Origin of the sequence: Lactobacillus sp. RTP31084st1_F9_RTP31084_210423 (assembly GCF_040919545.1) — a bacterium.
In the GTDB taxonomy this organism is placed as follows: Bacteria; Bacillota; Bacilli; order Lactobacillales; family Lactobacillaceae; genus Lactobacillus; species Lactobacillus paragasseri.
The window spans coordinates 1-17,789 of record NZ_JBCOVH010000006.1 but is presented as its reverse complement, the minus strand read 5'-3'; the positions used below and the strand labels follow the sequence as shown (position 1 = coordinate 17,789).

Genomic DNA, 17,789 nt, shown 5'->3' with positions numbered 1-17,789 from the left:
ATGAACTAAATAAGGAGAGTTATATGAAACTAACAAATACACTATTATCAACAGGGGCTTTAGTGGCCTTAGGATTAGGAATGACACTAACCACTACCACAGTACATGCTGACAATGTAACTTCCACTGCTCACGAAAGTATTTACCACTTGACGACCAAAGATGGCTGGTCAAATGATCTGCAGACAATTGCTTGGAATAGTAAGGGCAACTACTATGATCTATACTTCCTGCATTCTAAAACATCTGACGATCCTAACGAAGCAGGCGATCAGAACTGGTATCATACAACCACAAAAGACTTCGTACACTTCACTCCCCAAAACGAGGCAATTAAAGCAGATGGTCCAGAAGCACCATATACATGGACTAGTGCATGGACAGGAACTGTTCTAGTCAATAATGGTCAAATTGCAGGTGTGCCTAAAGGAGCGCAAGTTGCTTACTTTTCAGGTCTTGAAAAACATGATGGTGGTAGTCAGAATATCTGGGGTGCTTGGTCTAGTGACAACGGTAAGACCTTTAGCCACGTCTTAAATGGTGCTTCTCCAGTCATTGATCACTCTTGGAACTTCACCAGTCACAACAAAGTGGACGAACGAGATCCTTCAGTCGTATATTGGCACGGAAAAATGCTGATGTATGTTGCTGAAGGCAATGAAATTGGAGTATATCAATCACATGATGGCATTCACTGTTCAAAAGCTGATCCTCATGGAGCAAGTAAAGTAGGTATGGGAACTTATCTGCGTGGTATCAATACACAGGATTCAACGCCAGTAGAATGTCCAGCACTTCGTACAATGAAGATGCCTAATGGGAAAACTAAACAAGTTCTTTTCTTTGGTGCCAAAGCCCCACATGCTGGTCAAACTACTGGAACATATTACATTGTTGGTCATCTTGATCAAAATGGACTTTTTGCCCCCGAAACTGATGCTAAAAGACTAGATCAAGGTTCTGACTATTATGGAGCTAACTTCTCTGGTAGCTCAAATCTTGCTGAAGCTTCAAGAGCCATCAAATCAATGGGCTGGGTTGGTAACTGGTCCTATACAGCCAATGGGATTCACAATGACGAATCTGCAAATTCTGCTTTTACGAAACACTTAGGTTCTTATTCTGTTGCTAGAAATCTTGAACTTGGTAACGATATGAGTATTAAATCGACTCCTATTGTGGGTCAAGGTAAAGAAGTTAAACACTATAACTCTGTATCAAAAGATCATCCTATAAACGGCATCAATGCCTCTTCCAATCGACCATTCACTAATGGTAGAGATACTAATGGTACGATTTATAATTTACTTGATGTTCCTTCCTTATCAGTGAATAAGCTTTATAACTTACATTTCTACAACACCAAAAGTAGCTACCGAGGTCGTATATACATCGATATCTGGCAAGGTAACGACTATGTGCGCCTTAACTATGATCCGTCCAATGGCTTATACAACGTTAAAACGCGTTCTGGAGAATTAGATAGAGGAAGAAATGGTCAAGCTGCTTCAAGTTACTATTATGATGGACTACTTGGTAATGGGAATGGATATATTGCTGACTCGGGGGTTAAAAATCAGCATTCAGTTGATTTGAAAGTTCTAACTGATAAAAATTCAGTAGAGTTCTTCTTCCCCAACGGTCAAAGTTATACTGTAGCTCGCTTTAATACTAGTCAAAAACAAGACTTTAAGATTTTCACAGAAGATCCTACAAATGGGAATAAAGTAGATGTTACTCAAGCAAATTTAAGTCAAAATTAAAACCAATTAAGGAATATTCTTTCACTTAATTGGCTTTTTTGTAATTAAGTAAAAACAAATTTACAGAGTTACAGAAAAAGAAAAGGAGACTAAGCCTATGCCTTACTATGCACGTAGTCCACCGAAAACAACTAATACTTATAATCTTTAGCTTCTAATCCAAATTGATTAGGAGCTTTTTTATTTGAAAGGAAAATTGACCATGAAAAAATTTAATGAAGAAAAATTTGCTGAATATTTATTCAATCTAGTTGAAAATTTTAAAAATCCGACAAGTGATTACGATGAAGGAGCTTATGACACTCTAACTCGTATTTGTAAAGAGTTTAAAGTTGATCATTACGAAGAAGATATCAAAAACTAAGAACAAATCAGGAAGGAATAAAAATGACTGATCAAATTAATACACCAAATAAAATTGTTGATTTAATGAAACAAAAATATGGTTTAACTCACATCAGCAAAACAATAACTGTTACGTCTAACGATACACTATATACGCTTTATCGAAAAACTGCACGATATCTGTACAAAAATGGAGTTGAAAATGGCGACTATACAGATAAAGACGAAGTCTTAGCCTTATCTCATAAGCTAGATATTAAAGAAAATGAGATAAAAAAAGTTGATAGTTCTAAACTGGCTCCTGAAGAAAAAATAGAGTTCGAAAAGAAATTCAAATTTAAAAACACTCAAAAAGATAAATGGGAAGATCATATCTATCAGTATCAAAAAGATGGTGAAAAAACTTTTATATTTATCAAACCCAACGGTTCAATACCTTCCACTTACTATGGTCAAAGAAGATACTGGACTGATACGAACGAAACTATTAAGCAACGAGCCTCATTAAATACTTACTATAATGGTTTGCCAGACACAGATACCACTCCTTGGATAACTAGAGCAAATAATAGAAATGAAAAAGTATACTTTACAGCATACAGTCGTGATCTATTGATTGGATACGACAAACTAAATATTGACTTAAAACGAAACTTTAAAGAAAAATCATTAGAGCCACTCAACGAACTTATTGATAACTTAACTGATCCTAAAAATAGCGGGAGTAGCAATGAATATTTGTTTTCCCCTGATGCTTACTATGAAATATTTGCAAAACAAGCTCATATGCCAACTTATGAAGAATGGCAAAATACACCAGAAGAAAGCTTATTAAAGATAAGAATTAATAAAGAAGATACTGAGAAAAACCAAAAACCGAAATCTGCAATTGAAAAAGAACTATCGGAATACCTTATTAATAAAGATCAAATAATTCCTAAAACAACAGTTTCAAACGTTTTATCCAAAAATCAAACGTTAAACTTTGTTAATCGATACTTAAAAGATACATACAACTTAACGCTACAACAACAATATGATGCTGAGCAAGCTAGATCAAGTCATGCAACATTCTTTCAAACTAAAAAGAATATTGATAAAACAACTCAAACAGAAATGGAACGTCTCACTAATGATTTATCTAAACATTTTAAAAAAGTCGAAATTGATAATGATGTAGACTTGGAAGAATTGAAAAAATTTATTCCCGAATTAAAACAAACTGTTTCTGCTTTACCTCATGCAAAGAATGGAATTAAACCTATTTTGCGATTTAGAAAGCTCAAAAATCATAGAGCACTAGGCATGTTTACACCAATCAACAATACTTTAGCAGTCGACTTTAGATATGATAAGAAAACTAAAGAAACGGGCTTACAAAGTTTTGTACATGAATACGGTCATTTCTTAGACTATAACTACAATGGTAGATCTAACTTACCTCTATCTATTAACAAAAACTTTTCCGACTCTTTGCAATCTATTCAAGCAGAAATCGGAAACAGCTCAACGGCGCTCACTCCTAAAGAGAGTACTTATTTAAAGACACCTAGCGAAGTGTTTGCACGAGCCTTTGAAACTTATGCTTCAAATCTTGGATTAAATAACTCGGTAATTAAAGATAAAGAAATTTATAACAGTAAAATTGATATCAAATATTCTACTTTTACTCCAGATATCAAAAAGAAGATTTCCTCATATTTCGATAAACAATTTCCAACTATAAAACAAAAAATCCGTCAATTATCGCAAGAAAATGAAAAAGTAGTAGAAAATGAAAAACCAAAAATTTACCGCTACTACTCCTTATTTCGACCTATTAATCCTGGCACTTATCCAATGAAAAATTTTAAGCCGCTAAAGGTCGAAAACTTTGATGAGCGTAAAGATGTAGGTGGAAACGTCAAAGCATGGGGTTATGTTGAGTATCTAAACAAACTAAGTTTAGAAGAGCAACAAAACTATGACCTAATCAATGAGAAGCCAATTAAAGTTGCTCAAGCTATCCAGGAACTTAATCAAAAGAAACGACTAAATTTAACTGATGTATCGGTTAATTCATCTAATCCAAGCCAAGTAGAATACACAGTCTGGGGAAACGCTGAATCTGCCAATAAACATAAAGGGCTTTTTGCAACTTTAAATATTAATACTAAAGAGATTGATGATACTAATGAAAGCTCTATTATTAAAAACACTCAAAAAACTTTACTTTCTCAACAAAATGCGTTAAGTAAAAGCAAATTCTACGATTCAAAATTTATAGTGGCAATTAAGTCAAATATTAATAAATTGCAAAATATACCTGATCAACAATCAAGAACACAAAAAGAAAAAGGTTTGTCTAAAGCAGAAATGCATAGACAAGCCTTTTTGATTAGCCGTGGAAGAATGCAACCAACTCAGGACTCTAAAACTATGGAATTGTCCCAAAAATTTAAGGAAAAGTGGGCAACAAGACGCGGAGAAATTAATAAAAAACAACTTGCAAGAAAACACGCTATGCAATCACGGAATTTAGAAAGATAAGGAGATTAATATAATGACAAAATACGAAGATGATTATGGTATTAGTCCACGAGTATGGTCAAAAGCTTACTTGAAGAAGGATCTTACAGAAAAGGCTACACAATCACATAAAGCAAACATTGAATTTTCTGTGTGGCGATTAAGTCATAAACATAAATTAGGTATTAGTGATATCCATGAAGATCAGGATAATAGTATCTTGCATTTTTCTCAATATACAACTACTAAAGCAGCACAAAATCATTCAGGTTATCATGTTGCTTTATTCATTGATGAAGCCAATTCTCATATTCCAAAATATGCTGGATTGTCCGAGGTAGAAAGAAGAGTGGCTAACATACTTTTTAAGCAACAAAAGCAGTTATCTATAGACTCAGAACAACCTGAAGCCTTAAGAAAGAGGACTAAAGAAAATATGAGAAAACTAAATCCAAATTACATGAAACGTGAAAAAGCTAAAGCACATGCTTTATGTAAAGAACGTTTCTTACTCAGATAGAAAGAAGAAATTTTTATGAAATACACAGATGAGCAAGTAAAGCAAGCGGAAAAGGGAGATATTTTAGAATTCGCTGATAAAGTTGGCGTTGAATTAGCTCACACTGGTCATAATGAATACAAAGGTGTTGAGCATGATAGTTTAGTTGTAACACCATCGCGGAATGCTTGGTTTTGGAACTCACGCAATGTCGGCGGTGTTGGTGCTCTAAGTTTTGCAAAAGAATATCTTCTATCGGAAGAAAATCTAGATAAAAAAAATCGTTTCCTAAAGGCAATGGATATTGTAACTAAGGCTGGTATTAACGAGGCAAAAACTAAAGAAATCAAACGTGAACCGTTTAAATTTAATCCAAAAGAGATTGATAAAAGGTTTAATAAAGTAACAGCATATTTAACTAAAAGAAGAGGATTAAATGCTGATTTAGTACAAATGCTTCATACTCAGGGCATAATCGAACAAGATAAGTTCGGTAATGCTCTTTTTTTATGGCGTGATCCAGAAACCAGAGAAATTAAAGGTGCGACAAAACAAGGAACATGGATTAACCATGAGAAATTTGGTAAACGAGGTACGCTTAAACGAATTGAACCTAATTCTACATACGGCTATGGCTTTAGCTTTGATTCAATAGATATAACACAAGGAAAAGGAAAGCCAGAAAACATCAGATTCTTTGAATCAAGCATTGATGCTTTAAGCTACTATAATTTAAATCCTACCAAGCTAACTAACACGCGGTTCGTTTCCATGGATGGTCTAAAGAAAGAGGTTGTTGCAAGTTATATTAACTTAACAGCCAAGCAACTTACTAAATCTGGGAGCAGACTAAAGTCTATAGCATTAGGCGTAGATAACGATGATGCGGGCAATAAATTTGTTGAAAAAATGCAGAAATACCAAGCACGCGATATTGACGGAAATGTTCTTCAAATTTTAAGCGCCCAACCTAATACTAAGTATGGTAAGGATTGGAACGATGTACTCAAACATGTAAGTCAAGTCCAAGCTAGTACGCTTAAAACACGCTTAGCTAAACAACATATCCAACGGAGAGAACTTCAACTTTCGTAATTTAGACCGAGAATAATATTAAAAAAAGCAAAGGAATTTTAAATGAATAACTTAACGAATTTAACAGTCAAAGATGTATATTTTAACCTATTAACTCCAACACCCAAAAGAATTGCTATGGAACAAGATAATGACACATACCTAGCAACAATTGCTTTAGATAATGGCATTAGACTAACAGATCCTATTAATAAGACAAATAAGTTACTAAAGCAACTTAATTATGAGCCTATTACTTTTCAGCAAAATCAAAATTTACGAATGAAATCTTTTATTTTAGAAAACTGGTTAAAAGTAAATGACTATTCCGTAGATTCTGAAAAGGTCGATAACTTTGTTCACAAAAATCTAGCTAAAATGAATGTTGATTACTATTTTATTTCTAAATACTTAAATCTTAATAATAATCTACAACTAGAAAGATATTTGGAACAAGAATTAAAAAAGTTAGAAAAAATCGATTTAACAAACATTATTAACTTAGATGCGTAACCCAAAATATATTGCGTAAGCACTTTGAAGAAATTCAAAGTGCTTTTTTTATTTGAAAGGAAAGAAAATTGAAACTATTAATCTTAGCAGAAAAATCTAGTGCATATCAAAAGTTTGCACAAGTACTTGGTGGAATTTCAGGTAATATTGGTACTGATACTTATGAGCTAGTACACAGCCACGGTCATTTGTTAAAGTTAAAAGATCCTCAAGATCAAGTATCAGCTGATAAGATAGCTAGATATTCAGAATGGAATTCTTATGATGTTTTTCCTTGGAATTTAAACGATTTTGCATGGAAAAAAACATATTTAGATACTGATGCGAAGAAAAATGTGCAACAAATTAAACAGGCTGCTCAAGATAAAGATGCAATTGTAATTGCTACTGACTGCGATCCCTCAGGTGAAGGTGATTTGCTCGCTTGGGAAATCATCGAAGCTATTGGGTGGAGAAGTACCGTTTATAGAGCCTATTTTTCAACTGAGTCCAAAATCAAAGAAGCTATCATTAATCGCAAAGATGTTAGTGATAAGTTTCATAGTGGTGAATACTTAGAAGCAACTTCACGACAACGTTTTGACTATGGTTCAATGCAACTTAGTAGAATTGCAACTCTTGCAGCTAAGCAAGCTGGATACAATCCTAAAGTACTTAGATTAGGTAGATTTAAATCAGCATTAGCTAATATTGTTTATCAACAATGGCAAAAGATAAAAAACTATGTAAAGAAACCTTACTTTGAAGTTCGATATAAAGATGCCAACGGGAATGTTTTTAAAAGAAACTTTCAAGATGATGACACATTTAGATTTGAGCATAAATCTGATGCTAATAACGATTTACTAAGCTATAAGCCGGATAACGTAGTTATTGATTCTAATGTAACCAAAACTACTGAACCGCCTTCCTTGATTAACTTAATGGGATTAGCTGACTTATTAAGTAAAAAAGGGTTTACTACTAGCCAAGTCAAAGATACTTATCAAAAGATGTATGAAGCGGAATACGTCTCTTATCCTCGTACAGAAGATACCAAGGTAGATCAAAAAGACTTTGATGAGTTACTCCCTTTAGTTGACAGCATTGCCAATGTTGTTGGAGTAGATCATTCTCTATTAACTCATAGAACAGCACGTAAAAAATACATTACTGCAAAGGCTGATCACGGTGCCAATCGTCCAGGAATTAATGTACCCACTAGCTTAGATGAACTAGAAAAAAAGTTTGGAAAATGCGGTAAGGAAATATATATAACTTTGGCTAAAGCCTACTTAGCAATCTTATGTGAAGATTACGTCTACGAACAACAAAAAGCTCATTTAGCCAATAATCCAGACTTTAAGTCTGTTTCTAATCTCCCTAAGAAGTTAAATTATAAATTGGTCTTCAACGAACAAGATCTAGATTCTGATTCTAATAAGTCTAATCATCAAGGATTCCTTTCTACTGTTACTCCATACATTTATGAGGGGAGTAATCCAGCTCCGGCTAAACCAACTCTTAGCTTTTTACGAAAGTTTTTAAAGAAAAATAATATCGGAACTGGTGCTACACAACTAACTACTATTACAGATATTTCCAATCCTAAAGATCCAACTGCTCTACTTAAAGTCAAAAATAATGTATATGAGCTTACCTTTAATGGCTTAGCTAGTGCTCTTCTAACACAAGGCTGTCAAATTTCTAGCCCACATGTTACTAAACAACTACTTGAATATATGAAAGAAGTTAAACTATTCAAGATTGAATTTGAAAAAATTCCAACTTTGATGACGACTATTGTTAAGCATGATATGCCAATAATTCGTCAAAATATTAATGTAATTAAAAATAATTCAACATTGCAAAAACTTGCACTTGATTTACCAAAACCAGCTGAAAGAGTTAATGGAATCTATAGTCCAACTGGAGAAGAGATCAACTTCAGTAGAATATTTAGTGGTCATAGATTTACTGATGAAGAAATTCAACAGCTTCTTGCTGGTCAAACTATTAAGGTTAACTGTAAATCTAAAAAGGGAACTGCTATTATTGTTCCTGGTAAATTATCTGAGAAAACGTATCAAAATAAAAAATTCTGGGGTTTTAGCTTTGACGTAAATAAAATTGAATTCCCTGATGACGGTACACGAACTACAGGAATATTTAAGCCAACTGGTCAAAAAGTTACATTTAAAAATAGTTGGTCCTCTCATAAATTTACTGATTCTGAACTCCAAACTTTGCTAAATGGAGAAACAATTACAATAGAATGTACTTCTAAAAAAGGTACTCCATTAAGTGTCGAAGGAAAACTTTCTCAACAAAAATATAAAGATAAAACGTTCTGGGGTTTTGCCTATGATAAGAACACCATAAAATTTATCGACAATAATCATTTTACAGGTATTTATACACCAAATGGTAAAGAAATTAGATTTAAAAATAGCTGGTCTACTCATAAATTTACTGAAAGTGAAAAAGACAAATTATTAGCTGGCCAAAAAATTCGTATAAAACTTAAAGCTAAAAAAGGTTCTTGGTATGCCACCGGTGGCTTAAAGGAACAAGAATATAAAGGGAAAACATTCTGGGGTTTCTATGTAGAAAAGAAAGAATGGGCTTAGCAAAAAAACTACTTTAAAAAATTTACGATATGCGTATTATTTATGGTGAAAAGCCGTCATATTTTGCTTTACTTACTATTTAAATAAATATATAATAGTATTTAGTCATAATGTGATACGTATTCTGAATAAATTTGGCAATAGTTTATATTCAAGAAATGTAACAATAATTATTATTACTATTGTTAATGCTCTGAAGGATCACGTGAAAGAAAGACCTGAGTGGCAACTGCCACTCAGGTCTTTTTTTATATCCTATATATTATTTCTAAAACATATTCTTTAAATGAACTTGATATTATGATACTATCAAATACAAGAGTACTAAGGAATTCTATGTGAACTTAGTGCGCGTGTTTTGATTTTATAGGATTGATCAGAATACGTCATAAATCCTACTTGCCACTTTAGAAGTATCAATTTCTAGAGTGGTTCTTTTTTTACAACGAAATTTGCTATAATAAAAAAGTGCACTGACGATACATCAATGCACTAGTTAACAATTTAGAGGTGATCACTTTTGAAGGGGTTCTCTAATGTGCTTGGCTGGTGATGTATTGGAAGTACATCAGAACAAAAGCACAACCCGCTAAGCTATCAGCCTAATTGTTTGAATATAATTTGTTTGAATATAATTTCATTCAATACCTGCATAAATTATAGCATGGTTTAGCTTGTTTGAGAACTGTCTAGTATTGTTGCTAGACAGTTTCTTTTTTTCTTTTTATATATTACTTTACATAAGATACATTATATGAAGTTACATAATGCCGTTATATCACTTAGATAATAAATGTTCTCTACTTTTAAAAATTTACTTACTTAAGTTAATCCTACGATCAAATAATTGAACCATTTCATCAGTTAGATTATGCGCAATAAAGATTACCGTTGCAGGTTCTTTAAGAATATTTTTTAGAATTTGCTCTGTTGCAACCGAATCTATTGCCGAAGTACCTTCATCAATTAAGATAATCTTGCTGTTATATACTTCAGTTCGAGCCAAAATTATTTTTTGTCTTTGTCCTCCAGAAAGATTCTTTTTATCTAGATCTACGACAGTTTTAATACCATCAGGGAACTTTTCAAAGTCTGTTGCTAACTGAACCTTTTGTGCCCAATTCGCTGCTTTTTTATTCAGTCTACTATTAAACATCGTAATATTATCTTCAATTGTTCCTGGAAAAACAACTGGATCTTGCGGAATATATCCAATTTGCGAATAATCAGGATTGAGAATCTTGCCTAGTTTATCTTTAAAAACAATTTTACCTTGAGTAGGCTTTATTTCATTTAAAATCATTTTAAACAGCGTTGACTTTCCGGTTCCACTATCACCACTTAAAAGTACTTTTTCTCCCGCCTTAATCTGAATATCAGGATACTGGATTTTTTCACCATTAGGATACTGAAGAACTAAACCATGAGTAGAAAGAGTGTCAAAGTTTGTTAGAGAGTCTTCTTTTTTCTCTGAATTTGGTAACTCTTTAATTTCTTTCATTACACTATCTGCTAACGATCTAGTTGACTTAATTGAACCAATCTGTGAAGTAACATTAACAAGCTGAGAAAAAATTAAGCTAGAAAAATTCGCAATACTCATAAGGGTACCAATAGTTAACTGATGATTCAATACTAATAATCCAGTTGCCAGAAGAACAGCTCCTTGAGCAACCATATTAGCAGTATAAGTGAGATTACGTAATTCAACAGATTTTTTATCTCGAATTACTGTGGCTTTTTCTAATCCTGAAGAACTTCTAGCTAAGGCAGCAGATAATTTTGTCTTTGACCGATATCTTTGTAAAACTGCTAGCCCTGCTAACCATTTTTCAATGGTATCAATATACTTGCTATAGTTAGAGGAAACTTCATTTGTTGCTTTTTCTAATTGCTTAGACAACAAATCTGGCAAATAAAGCATAATTACTGCTAAAACTAAAATTAAACAAAGCAGCCAAAAATTAAAAGTTAAAACTACATATGCAGAAAATACTAAATCAACTACACAAAGGACTACATTAGATACTGGATCTAAAGCTTGATCGCTAATAATTTTTAGATCATTTGTTAATCTATTTTGCATATTAGATAGCTTATCTACAGGCTTACTTTCATAATAATGATTTATAAGCTTTTTCCTTAGATTATGAAAATATTCTTGCTCTTGTTTTGTAAAGAGATAACCAGCTAAGAATTGCATGACTCTACCACCAGCTGATGTCACTACTATCAAAATAATCCACAAAACAAATTTTTTAGTATCAAGATTTTTTAAAGAGTCAGTAGCAGGCGTCCAACCGTAACTTCCATAAGCAACTAAGGCCCCACCAATAACAGTCGAAACAATAAAAATAAAAGTATACTTATAATTAGACTTAAAAAACGATTTTATCATTAGCTAATTCACCTCAGCTTTCCCAATTGAGAACTTTTTTTGCCTTTTCCAGAACTTTAATCATGCCTAAATTACCATCCACAAAATCTAGGCTTACATGTTTAAAATCATCTGAAATCACATATAAATTATTTGATAAATATATAGTATACATATGTAATTCATTGATCATTTTCTTAGTCAAATTATCAATCTTACTATCATCTGTTACTTTTCTATATAAAAGAAGTGCGTAAACAATTCCAGATAGACCATTAGCAAAGCCACCAGATTTAGGTAACGTCGTTAATTTAAATCCATATGCTATTGTTTTTATTATTTCATCATATTTATCGGTGCCACTTATATATTTATAAAACAATAAAACTATCAAAATACCTGCTGTTCCACTCGATATATATGGCATAATATAAACTGATTTTTTCGATTTTCGAAATCCAACAAGACCATTATTAACGACTTTGTAATTTGTTAGCAAGTAATCTATTATTGTTTCAATATCTTCCTTTTCTTTCTGTGTATTTATATCAAAGTTATTAGCAAAAAAGTAACAATTTAAAACACTTAAAAATATACTTAAGTCACGTGACTCCAATTCTGATTTAATTGCATTGGAAAAACAATTTACTAATTCTTTTTTTGCTAAATTTATTGCGTTTTTGCTTTCTTGCGATATTGAATTAGTATTTTTGTTTTCTAAATATCTCATATTTAAATTGAGAATTTTATCTGTATACAAAACGTCTTCTTTATTAAAAAAGGATATTTGTTCAATATCTTGTGAGCAAATATTATCTAACTTACCACAAAAATAAGTATGTCTTAACTTAAGCAAAAGATCTTCAGGAAAGGTACAAATTTTCTCTTTATCACTTTCAAAATCTAAAATTAGTTTTACATTTAAAACACTTTTTAAAGAAGATTCTCTAGGATTTCTAATCAGAGTTAATGGTATCTCAACTAAAGCTTTAGGTATATGATATATCTTTGCAAATTCCTTAAAAAATGAAATTGTAGTTTTACCCGATGAATCAATTTCTAAGAAAGAATTAGCTCTACAAAAGAGAGACATAATTACATATCCTAATTGCTGTATATCTTGCTGCAAAGGAGGAAGAGTAGCCGTTTTTTTATCAAAAAAACCCGGTGTTCTAAAAAAACAAGATATCTTTTTCTTAGAAACATTAAATTCAGTCTGTTCAACATCTACAAAATTAATTGTTGATGTTTTTTCATTAACTAATATATTGTTTGCGGATATATCTCCTAAGAAGATATCTTTTTTATGTAATGCAAGTAACTTTCTACACATATCTTTTATTATTTCTAAAACTTTAAAGCTCTTAGGTAAAATTTGGGTATCTGTTGCATATCCTGATAAATCTTCTGCACGAAATTTATTAACAGTTACACCTGTAACTAATGTTTCGACTAAAAAATAATTATCATTTTCTATAAAACTTTCAACCACATGCGGAAAGAAATTAAAATCAATTAATTTTTTTAATTTTATTTTTTCATTCTTTAGTCTCTCAATTTGAGTACTATTACCATCTGAAAAATTTGGACGTGCATTTTTTAGAATATATGTATCACCATTATTACTTTTTACACAATATACTGACCCCGAGGACTTCTTATATATGTTCCGAATAGGTGTATACTTCAAAAATAAGTACTTACTGTGAGGACTTACCTCATCCTTATTTATGGGAAATGGTTCATTTACAAAATATGGTAACTGATATTTAGCAATTGAATAGTCTGTATATAGATATTTTCCATTTGGATCAAAAATACATTTATTTGAATCATTATTCAGAATTCCATATCTATAAAATATTACATTAGAGTCCTTATAACGCCGATCAGTTAATATATATATACCCTTTAGTTCTTTTAATTCGTGGAGCGAATAAAGTTTAGAAACTATTGACCTAAAATCTCCAGGCTGAGGATATATAGTTATAAACTTTCCTGTACTCCAAAACGAACATAGTCCAGAAAAATTCTTTTCTAGTTCATATTTATTAGCAATATATTTAAATGTAATATTATTTTTTTTGCAAAAATTAAAAATTATGTCTAGTATCTGTTCATAATTCTTAATAGTTGCTGAAATATGTATTTTAAACCCTTGATGTTCTTGAATTTTATTTTTTGAAAAATTAAATTGAAGAAAATAATGATCTTTATTTCTACTTACTTTTCTTAAATCTTCATAATTCAATGATAACGGCAGAATTGAAGTACTATACCACATATAATTTCCAGATATTTTATCGTTAAAGTTCCAAAATAATCTATCGTTCATGATAAAATATATCTCCTTTTTTTCATAATTCTACAATATTTTTAACAAAAATCAATATTTTTATTATTTTTTATTGACATTAATTAAATATAATATTAATATGTTCACTATAAAATTTGTTTTATCAAATTTTATTTTAATATTTTTTTAGGAGGATCATTATTATGCAAGAATTAATTGAATTACAAGAACTAGATGTAGAAGTTAACGCTACAGAAGCTGAATGGACTGGAATTTGTAGCAATCAAATTTCTACTAAATAATATTTATAGATTATAAAAATTTATCCTGTTGATGGATATTATAATATCCATCAACAGGATTTTTGTAGATTAAATAGAAAATAAAAAGGCTGTTTGTCAAACAGCCTAAAGTAGAAGATGAATAGTTTTGAGAAAGAATCAAACAACTGGAAAAAAGATGTTTGATTCTTTTTCTTTGAATATTTTCTTCGAGTCTAATTTTAATTAATAAATATCTAAACATACATATAATTATTTTTTTAATAATGCCTTACTAGCAACTAATATTTCATTCACTTCAGACCAAGTTAACCCTATTGCTGATTTTAATTCATGATTAATTTTAGCTTGTTCATTTTGTTCGTTTTGGCTTTCCTCAACTAAATATAAGTTTTCAATCTGAGTTGGCAAAGATTTATAACCACCTATACCAAGTTTTTCATTTTTTGTTTCTTTAAAAATCAAGGCATGCAAAATCAAATGTTCTAACAAGTTACAATAGACCAAATTCTTCTTTCTTTGATATAAAAAGTCATTATGTTGTCTTATAGATGACAAGTACGATAAATTTGAAAACTTATTCTCATAAACATGATGTAATATTAATCCATCTGACTTGTATTTCGACCGCTTTGGATTAATGGTTAGGCAATCGGTAATTACCATTTTTTGTTCTAAAATTTCTATGTTTTAAATTATTAAAAGATTGTTCATTAAAGTAATCATAATGACATTTACACTTTTTTTGTAAAAAATTAACTGCGTCTTGGTAGGTCATGGTCATTAATCTCGTGTAATAATTAATTGTTTTGATAAAAATCGCTCCTCTCTTTTCTACGCATATCTCTAAAAAATATCTATATTTTCTACTTTTTAAAAATAGTAAGCTCTTTAGTTTTATTCATCTTTATTTACTTTTTCTTCAATCTAAAAACTTTAAATCTGTGTTTTTTAAATCGTACTACTTTTTAGTATAAGTTGGATTAAATGGTATTCTTTTTTGATTTACTACTTGTTGCATAAAAAGAGTAACAGCAGCCGTAGAAGTCAGGCCCATATCTTCCACAGTCCTTTTAAACTCTTTTTTCAAGTCATCATCAACCATCAAAACTAATCTTTGTTTACTCATGTTTTTCTACCTGCAAAGGAAAAGGAAATTCTGGTTTTAATAAAATATTCTCATACAATAATGTTACAGCTTCACTTGCAGTTAAATTATTCTTCTTAAAAACATTTTCTGCCGCCTCAATAATCTGTGAGTTCATTTGAACTCTTACTAAATCCTTATTCATCTTTCTAGTCCTCTATTCCTATTAATTTGTTTTAATTGAAATTTTCTAAGCCTTTCTGGATATGTTTGTTTAAAATCAATTAAATCATCAATATCCTTTTCTGATAGACTCCCTCTTTTAACAATATTATCTAATTTAATAATTCTACTATCTTTAATATCAATATATGATTCTCTATTTAAACCTGCTGATTTTAAATCTTGAATTTTATAGTATCTAAGCTTAATGAATGGGCTTTTATTCTTAAACTTTGTGGTAATCTTCTGAAAAACTGCCTTACCATCTGGAGTGAAACCTGTAATTAAACCAGGTCTAAGCTTCCCCCTCTTTTTATCCTTGTTACTATCTATATCTTCCTCATAAATCCAAAAAATAGAAGCTACATCAAACGGTTGAAAATGATCATTCTTCATCATTATCACCATTTTCTGCATACCAATCTTCTAAGTCTTTTTCATTAGTAATTTCAGGAATTTCTTTATCCTCATTATCAGCAGCAAAGATAGCTGCTGCTTTTGCTTGTAATTCTTCTCTTTTGGTTAATTTTTGAAAAGGAATTTTTTGAGTATATGCAACATAAGTTAAAAAAGCATTTAATATGTTTTGCTGATCAATACCTGCTTGAGCTAGCTTAGCTTTTACACCACTTACCAAATCTGAATCGATTCGTACTTGGAATCTTGATCTATTTCTTTCTATCATTTGAATTCACCTATTTTTCTTTATCTATATCTTCATCAATTATTGTACCATATATATGCACTATGTGGTACAATAATTGACTTTAATCACACAAAAATCGGTATTATTGAACCTAATCAATCTAATACCGATTTTTAGCTATTTGGATTTTTCATAACTACTTAAGTCTTTCTTTTCCAATTGGTTTCTGTTCTAGTGGATTACATCCTAAATCTTTTATTTCTTCTTCTCTTTCTCGAACTGTTAGTCTAGATGTATTGTTCCAAAAATCAGCCGCTTTGTTTGATACGATTCGAGTTACTACTTCAACCTTGTTTGGTCTTCCTTCAAAATATGTTTCAAATTCCTTTATTGATTTTTCTATTGTAGACCTATTCATAGTTATTTTTCCTCAATCAAATCCATTAATTTAGAACATAATTCTTAATTCCGGATCAGTACAAATTAATTTAATCATTTGTTTAACCCAGTCTTTCGTAAAATCTTTTCGAATTGTATTTATAGCGTGCTCAATAATAGTAGAGTTTTGATTGTTGTTAAGTACTGCTTCTGTTAATATCAAAATTGACATTGATTTTTGAAATTTGAAATCATTACGTAATCTACTATAGTTTTCTACTATTTGGTCTTGATCATACATTTTTGCTTTCCTTTTTTATTTTTTGGATAAACTCAAATAACCCAACAATATCTCCATTATCTAACTTACCAATTGGCTTTCTACTAAATACCGCTTTCTGTGATATATTATATGTTCTATGTGTATCTACATAGGATAATTCTTTTAAGCCTGATTCTTTCCATTTTTTTATTGGATAATATAGTCGCCTTATCTTTTTAGATTTATTTTTAAATTTTGTTGTTACTTTAAATATATTTACACGTTCATCACTGACTTTAACCACTAAAGCCGGACGTATTTTTGAATCATCTTTATCATCAAATGGTACGTCTGCGATGTAAATCTCCATCGGTTTCATTAGCCATTAACCATCCAGTCATGAAAATTAGGAGATTTTTTTGGATCATACTGACCGTTTTTATCAATCTCAACCTTTTCTTCAGGTAATTCAACAATTAAATTTGACCAATCTAAAGCTGTCGGAAGCTTTTTTACAATTACTTCATTATTTTTTACTTCAAAAGAAACTTTAGCCCCTTTATCTAAACCTAAAGCCTTTCTAATTGCTGCAGGAATTACTAACTGACCCTTTTGGGATATTTTTCCAGTATATGGATTATCCATGGTATTCTCCTTTTCACTTCTTACTATTTACGTCTTACCTCTTACGTCTTATTTTATCATAAATTAGAAGATGTTGTATTAAATATATCTGTTTAGTGTAACATTAGGGTGTCCCCTATTGTTACACTTTCTTATTGCTGAAAAGCAACGAAAAAAAGTGTAACATAATACTGTAACAAAATATAAGAAGGAAAATCGTAAATGGCGTTAGTTTTTTATGCAAGAGTTAGTTCTGAAGAACAAAACTTGGATCGACAACTTGCTCGAGCAAAAGAAGTTCATGC

The 17,789-nt window shown here is 30.9% G+C and carries 18 protein-coding genes; 7 read left to right on the top strand and 11 right to left on the bottom strand.

What is annotated here, in order from left to right; all coding sequences use genetic code 11:
• Positions 1-23 precede the first annotated feature (23 nt).
• From AB5359_RS09520 to AB5359_RS09490, 7 genes are all read left to right on the top strand, one after another.
• Positions 24-1,763, top strand: a complete 1,740-nt coding sequence (locus AB5359_RS09520; protein WP_368280151.1) for a glycoside hydrolase family 32 protein — start codon at positions 24-26, stop codon at positions 1,761-1,763.
• A 202-nt stretch (positions 1,764-1,965) separates the two neighbouring features.
• Complete coding sequence (locus AB5359_RS09515) at positions 1,966-2,127, top strand: hypothetical protein (RefSeq protein ID WP_006585503.1); 162 nt, start codon at positions 1,966-1,968, stop codon at positions 2,125-2,127.
• A 23-nt stretch (positions 2,128-2,150) separates the two neighbouring features.
• Positions 2,151-4,637: a hypothetical protein gene (locus tag AB5359_RS09510; RefSeq protein WP_224783614.1), complete on the top strand. Its 2,487-nt coding sequence runs from the start codon at positions 2,151-2,153 to the stop codon at positions 4,635-4,637.
• 13 nt (positions 4,638-4,650) lie between these two features.
• Positions 4,651-5,136 (top strand): hypothetical protein, encoded by a 486-nt coding sequence (locus AB5359_RS09505; RefSeq protein ID WP_006585505.1) that lies wholly within the window; start codon positions 4,651-4,653, stop codon positions 5,134-5,136.
• A gap of 15 nt (positions 5,137-5,151) precedes the next feature.
• On the top strand, positions 5,152-6,210 hold the full coding sequence (locus tag AB5359_RS09500) for a DUF3991 domain-containing protein (RefSeq protein ID WP_006585506.1): 1,059 nt from the start codon (positions 5,152-5,154) through the stop codon (positions 6,208-6,210).
• Between the two features lie 42 nt (positions 6,211-6,252).
• Complete coding sequence (locus tag AB5359_RS09495) at positions 6,253-6,702, top strand: hypothetical protein (protein WP_368280152.1); 450 nt, start codon at positions 6,253-6,255, stop codon at positions 6,700-6,702.
• Between the two features lie 68 nt (positions 6,703-6,770).
• Positions 6,771-9,311 (top strand): DNA topoisomerase, encoded by a 2,541-nt coding sequence (locus AB5359_RS09490; protein WP_368280154.1) that lies wholly within the window; start codon positions 6,771-6,773, stop codon positions 9,309-9,311.
• Positions 9,312-10,125: 814 nt separating this feature from the next.
• Here the strand turns inward: AB5359_RS09490 and AB5359_RS09485 are convergent.
• The 11 genes from AB5359_RS09485 to AB5359_RS09435 all read right to left on the bottom strand — a co-directional run bounded on the left by AB5359_RS09485 (position 10,126) and on the right by AB5359_RS09435 (position 17,505).
• Positions 10,126-11,709 carry an ABC transporter ATP-binding protein gene (locus AB5359_RS09485; RefSeq protein ID WP_195212535.1) on the bottom strand — a complete coding sequence of 528 codons (1,584 nt, stop codon included), beginning with the start codon at positions 11,707-11,709 and terminating at the stop codon, positions 10,126-10,128.
• A 13-nt stretch (positions 11,710-11,722) separates the two neighbouring features.
• Entirely contained in the window at positions 11,723-14,023 is a 2,301-nt protein-coding gene (locus tag AB5359_RS09480; protein WP_195212536.1) for a lanthionine synthetase LanC family protein, read from the bottom strand.
• A 494-nt stretch (positions 14,024-14,517) separates the two neighbouring features.
• The gene (locus AB5359_RS09475) at positions 14,518-14,757 is read right to left on the bottom strand and encodes a hypothetical protein (RefSeq protein WP_195212537.1); all 240 of its coding nucleotides are present in this window, start codon (positions 14,755-14,757) and stop codon (positions 14,518-14,520) included.
• Positions 14,758-15,226: 469 nt separating this feature from the next.
• Entirely contained in the window at positions 15,227-15,394 is a 168-nt protein-coding gene (locus tag AB5359_RS09470; protein WP_006585508.1) for a type II toxin-antitoxin system RelB/DinJ family antitoxin, read from the bottom strand.
• Positions 15,387-15,530 carry a translation repressor RelB gene (locus AB5359_RS09465; RefSeq protein ID WP_229036601.1) on the bottom strand — a complete coding sequence of 48 codons (144 nt, stop codon included), beginning with the start codon at positions 15,528-15,530 and terminating at the stop codon, positions 15,387-15,389. The genes AB5359_RS09470 and AB5359_RS09465 overlap by 8 nt, the downstream gene beginning before the upstream one ends.
• Before the next feature lie 23 nt (positions 15,531-15,553).
• Positions 15,554-15,973 (bottom strand): hypothetical protein, encoded by a 420-nt coding sequence (locus AB5359_RS09460; protein WP_230630826.1) that lies wholly within the window; start codon positions 15,971-15,973, stop codon positions 15,554-15,556.
• Positions 15,960-16,259, bottom strand: a complete 300-nt coding sequence (locus tag AB5359_RS09455) for a type II toxin-antitoxin system RelB/DinJ family antitoxin (protein ID WP_144842134.1) — start codon at positions 16,257-16,259, stop codon at positions 15,960-15,962. The genes AB5359_RS09460 and AB5359_RS09455 overlap by 14 nt, the downstream gene beginning before the upstream one ends.
• A gap of 157 nt (positions 16,260-16,416) precedes the next feature.
• Positions 16,417-16,638: a hypothetical protein gene (locus tag AB5359_RS09450; protein WP_195212538.1), complete on the bottom strand. Its 222-nt coding sequence runs from the start codon at positions 16,636-16,638 to the stop codon at positions 16,417-16,419.
• Positions 16,639-16,668: 30 nt separating this feature from the next.
• Complete coding sequence (locus AB5359_RS09445; RefSeq protein WP_144842132.1) at positions 16,669-16,899, bottom strand: hypothetical protein; 231 nt, start codon at positions 16,897-16,899, stop codon at positions 16,669-16,671.
• Entirely contained in the window at positions 16,892-17,239 is a 348-nt protein-coding gene (locus tag AB5359_RS09440; protein WP_144842131.1) for a type II toxin-antitoxin system PemK/MazF family toxin, read from the bottom strand. Before AB5359_RS09440 ends, AB5359_RS09445 begins: the two co-directional genes overlap by 8 nt.
• The gene (locus tag AB5359_RS09435; protein WP_368280158.1) at positions 17,239-17,505 is read right to left on the bottom strand and encodes an AbrB/MazE/SpoVT family DNA-binding domain-containing protein; all 267 of its coding nucleotides are present in this window, start codon (positions 17,503-17,505) and stop codon (positions 17,239-17,241) included. Before AB5359_RS09435 ends, AB5359_RS09440 begins: the two co-directional genes overlap by 1 nt.
• Positions 17,506-17,789: the final 284 nt, after the last annotated feature.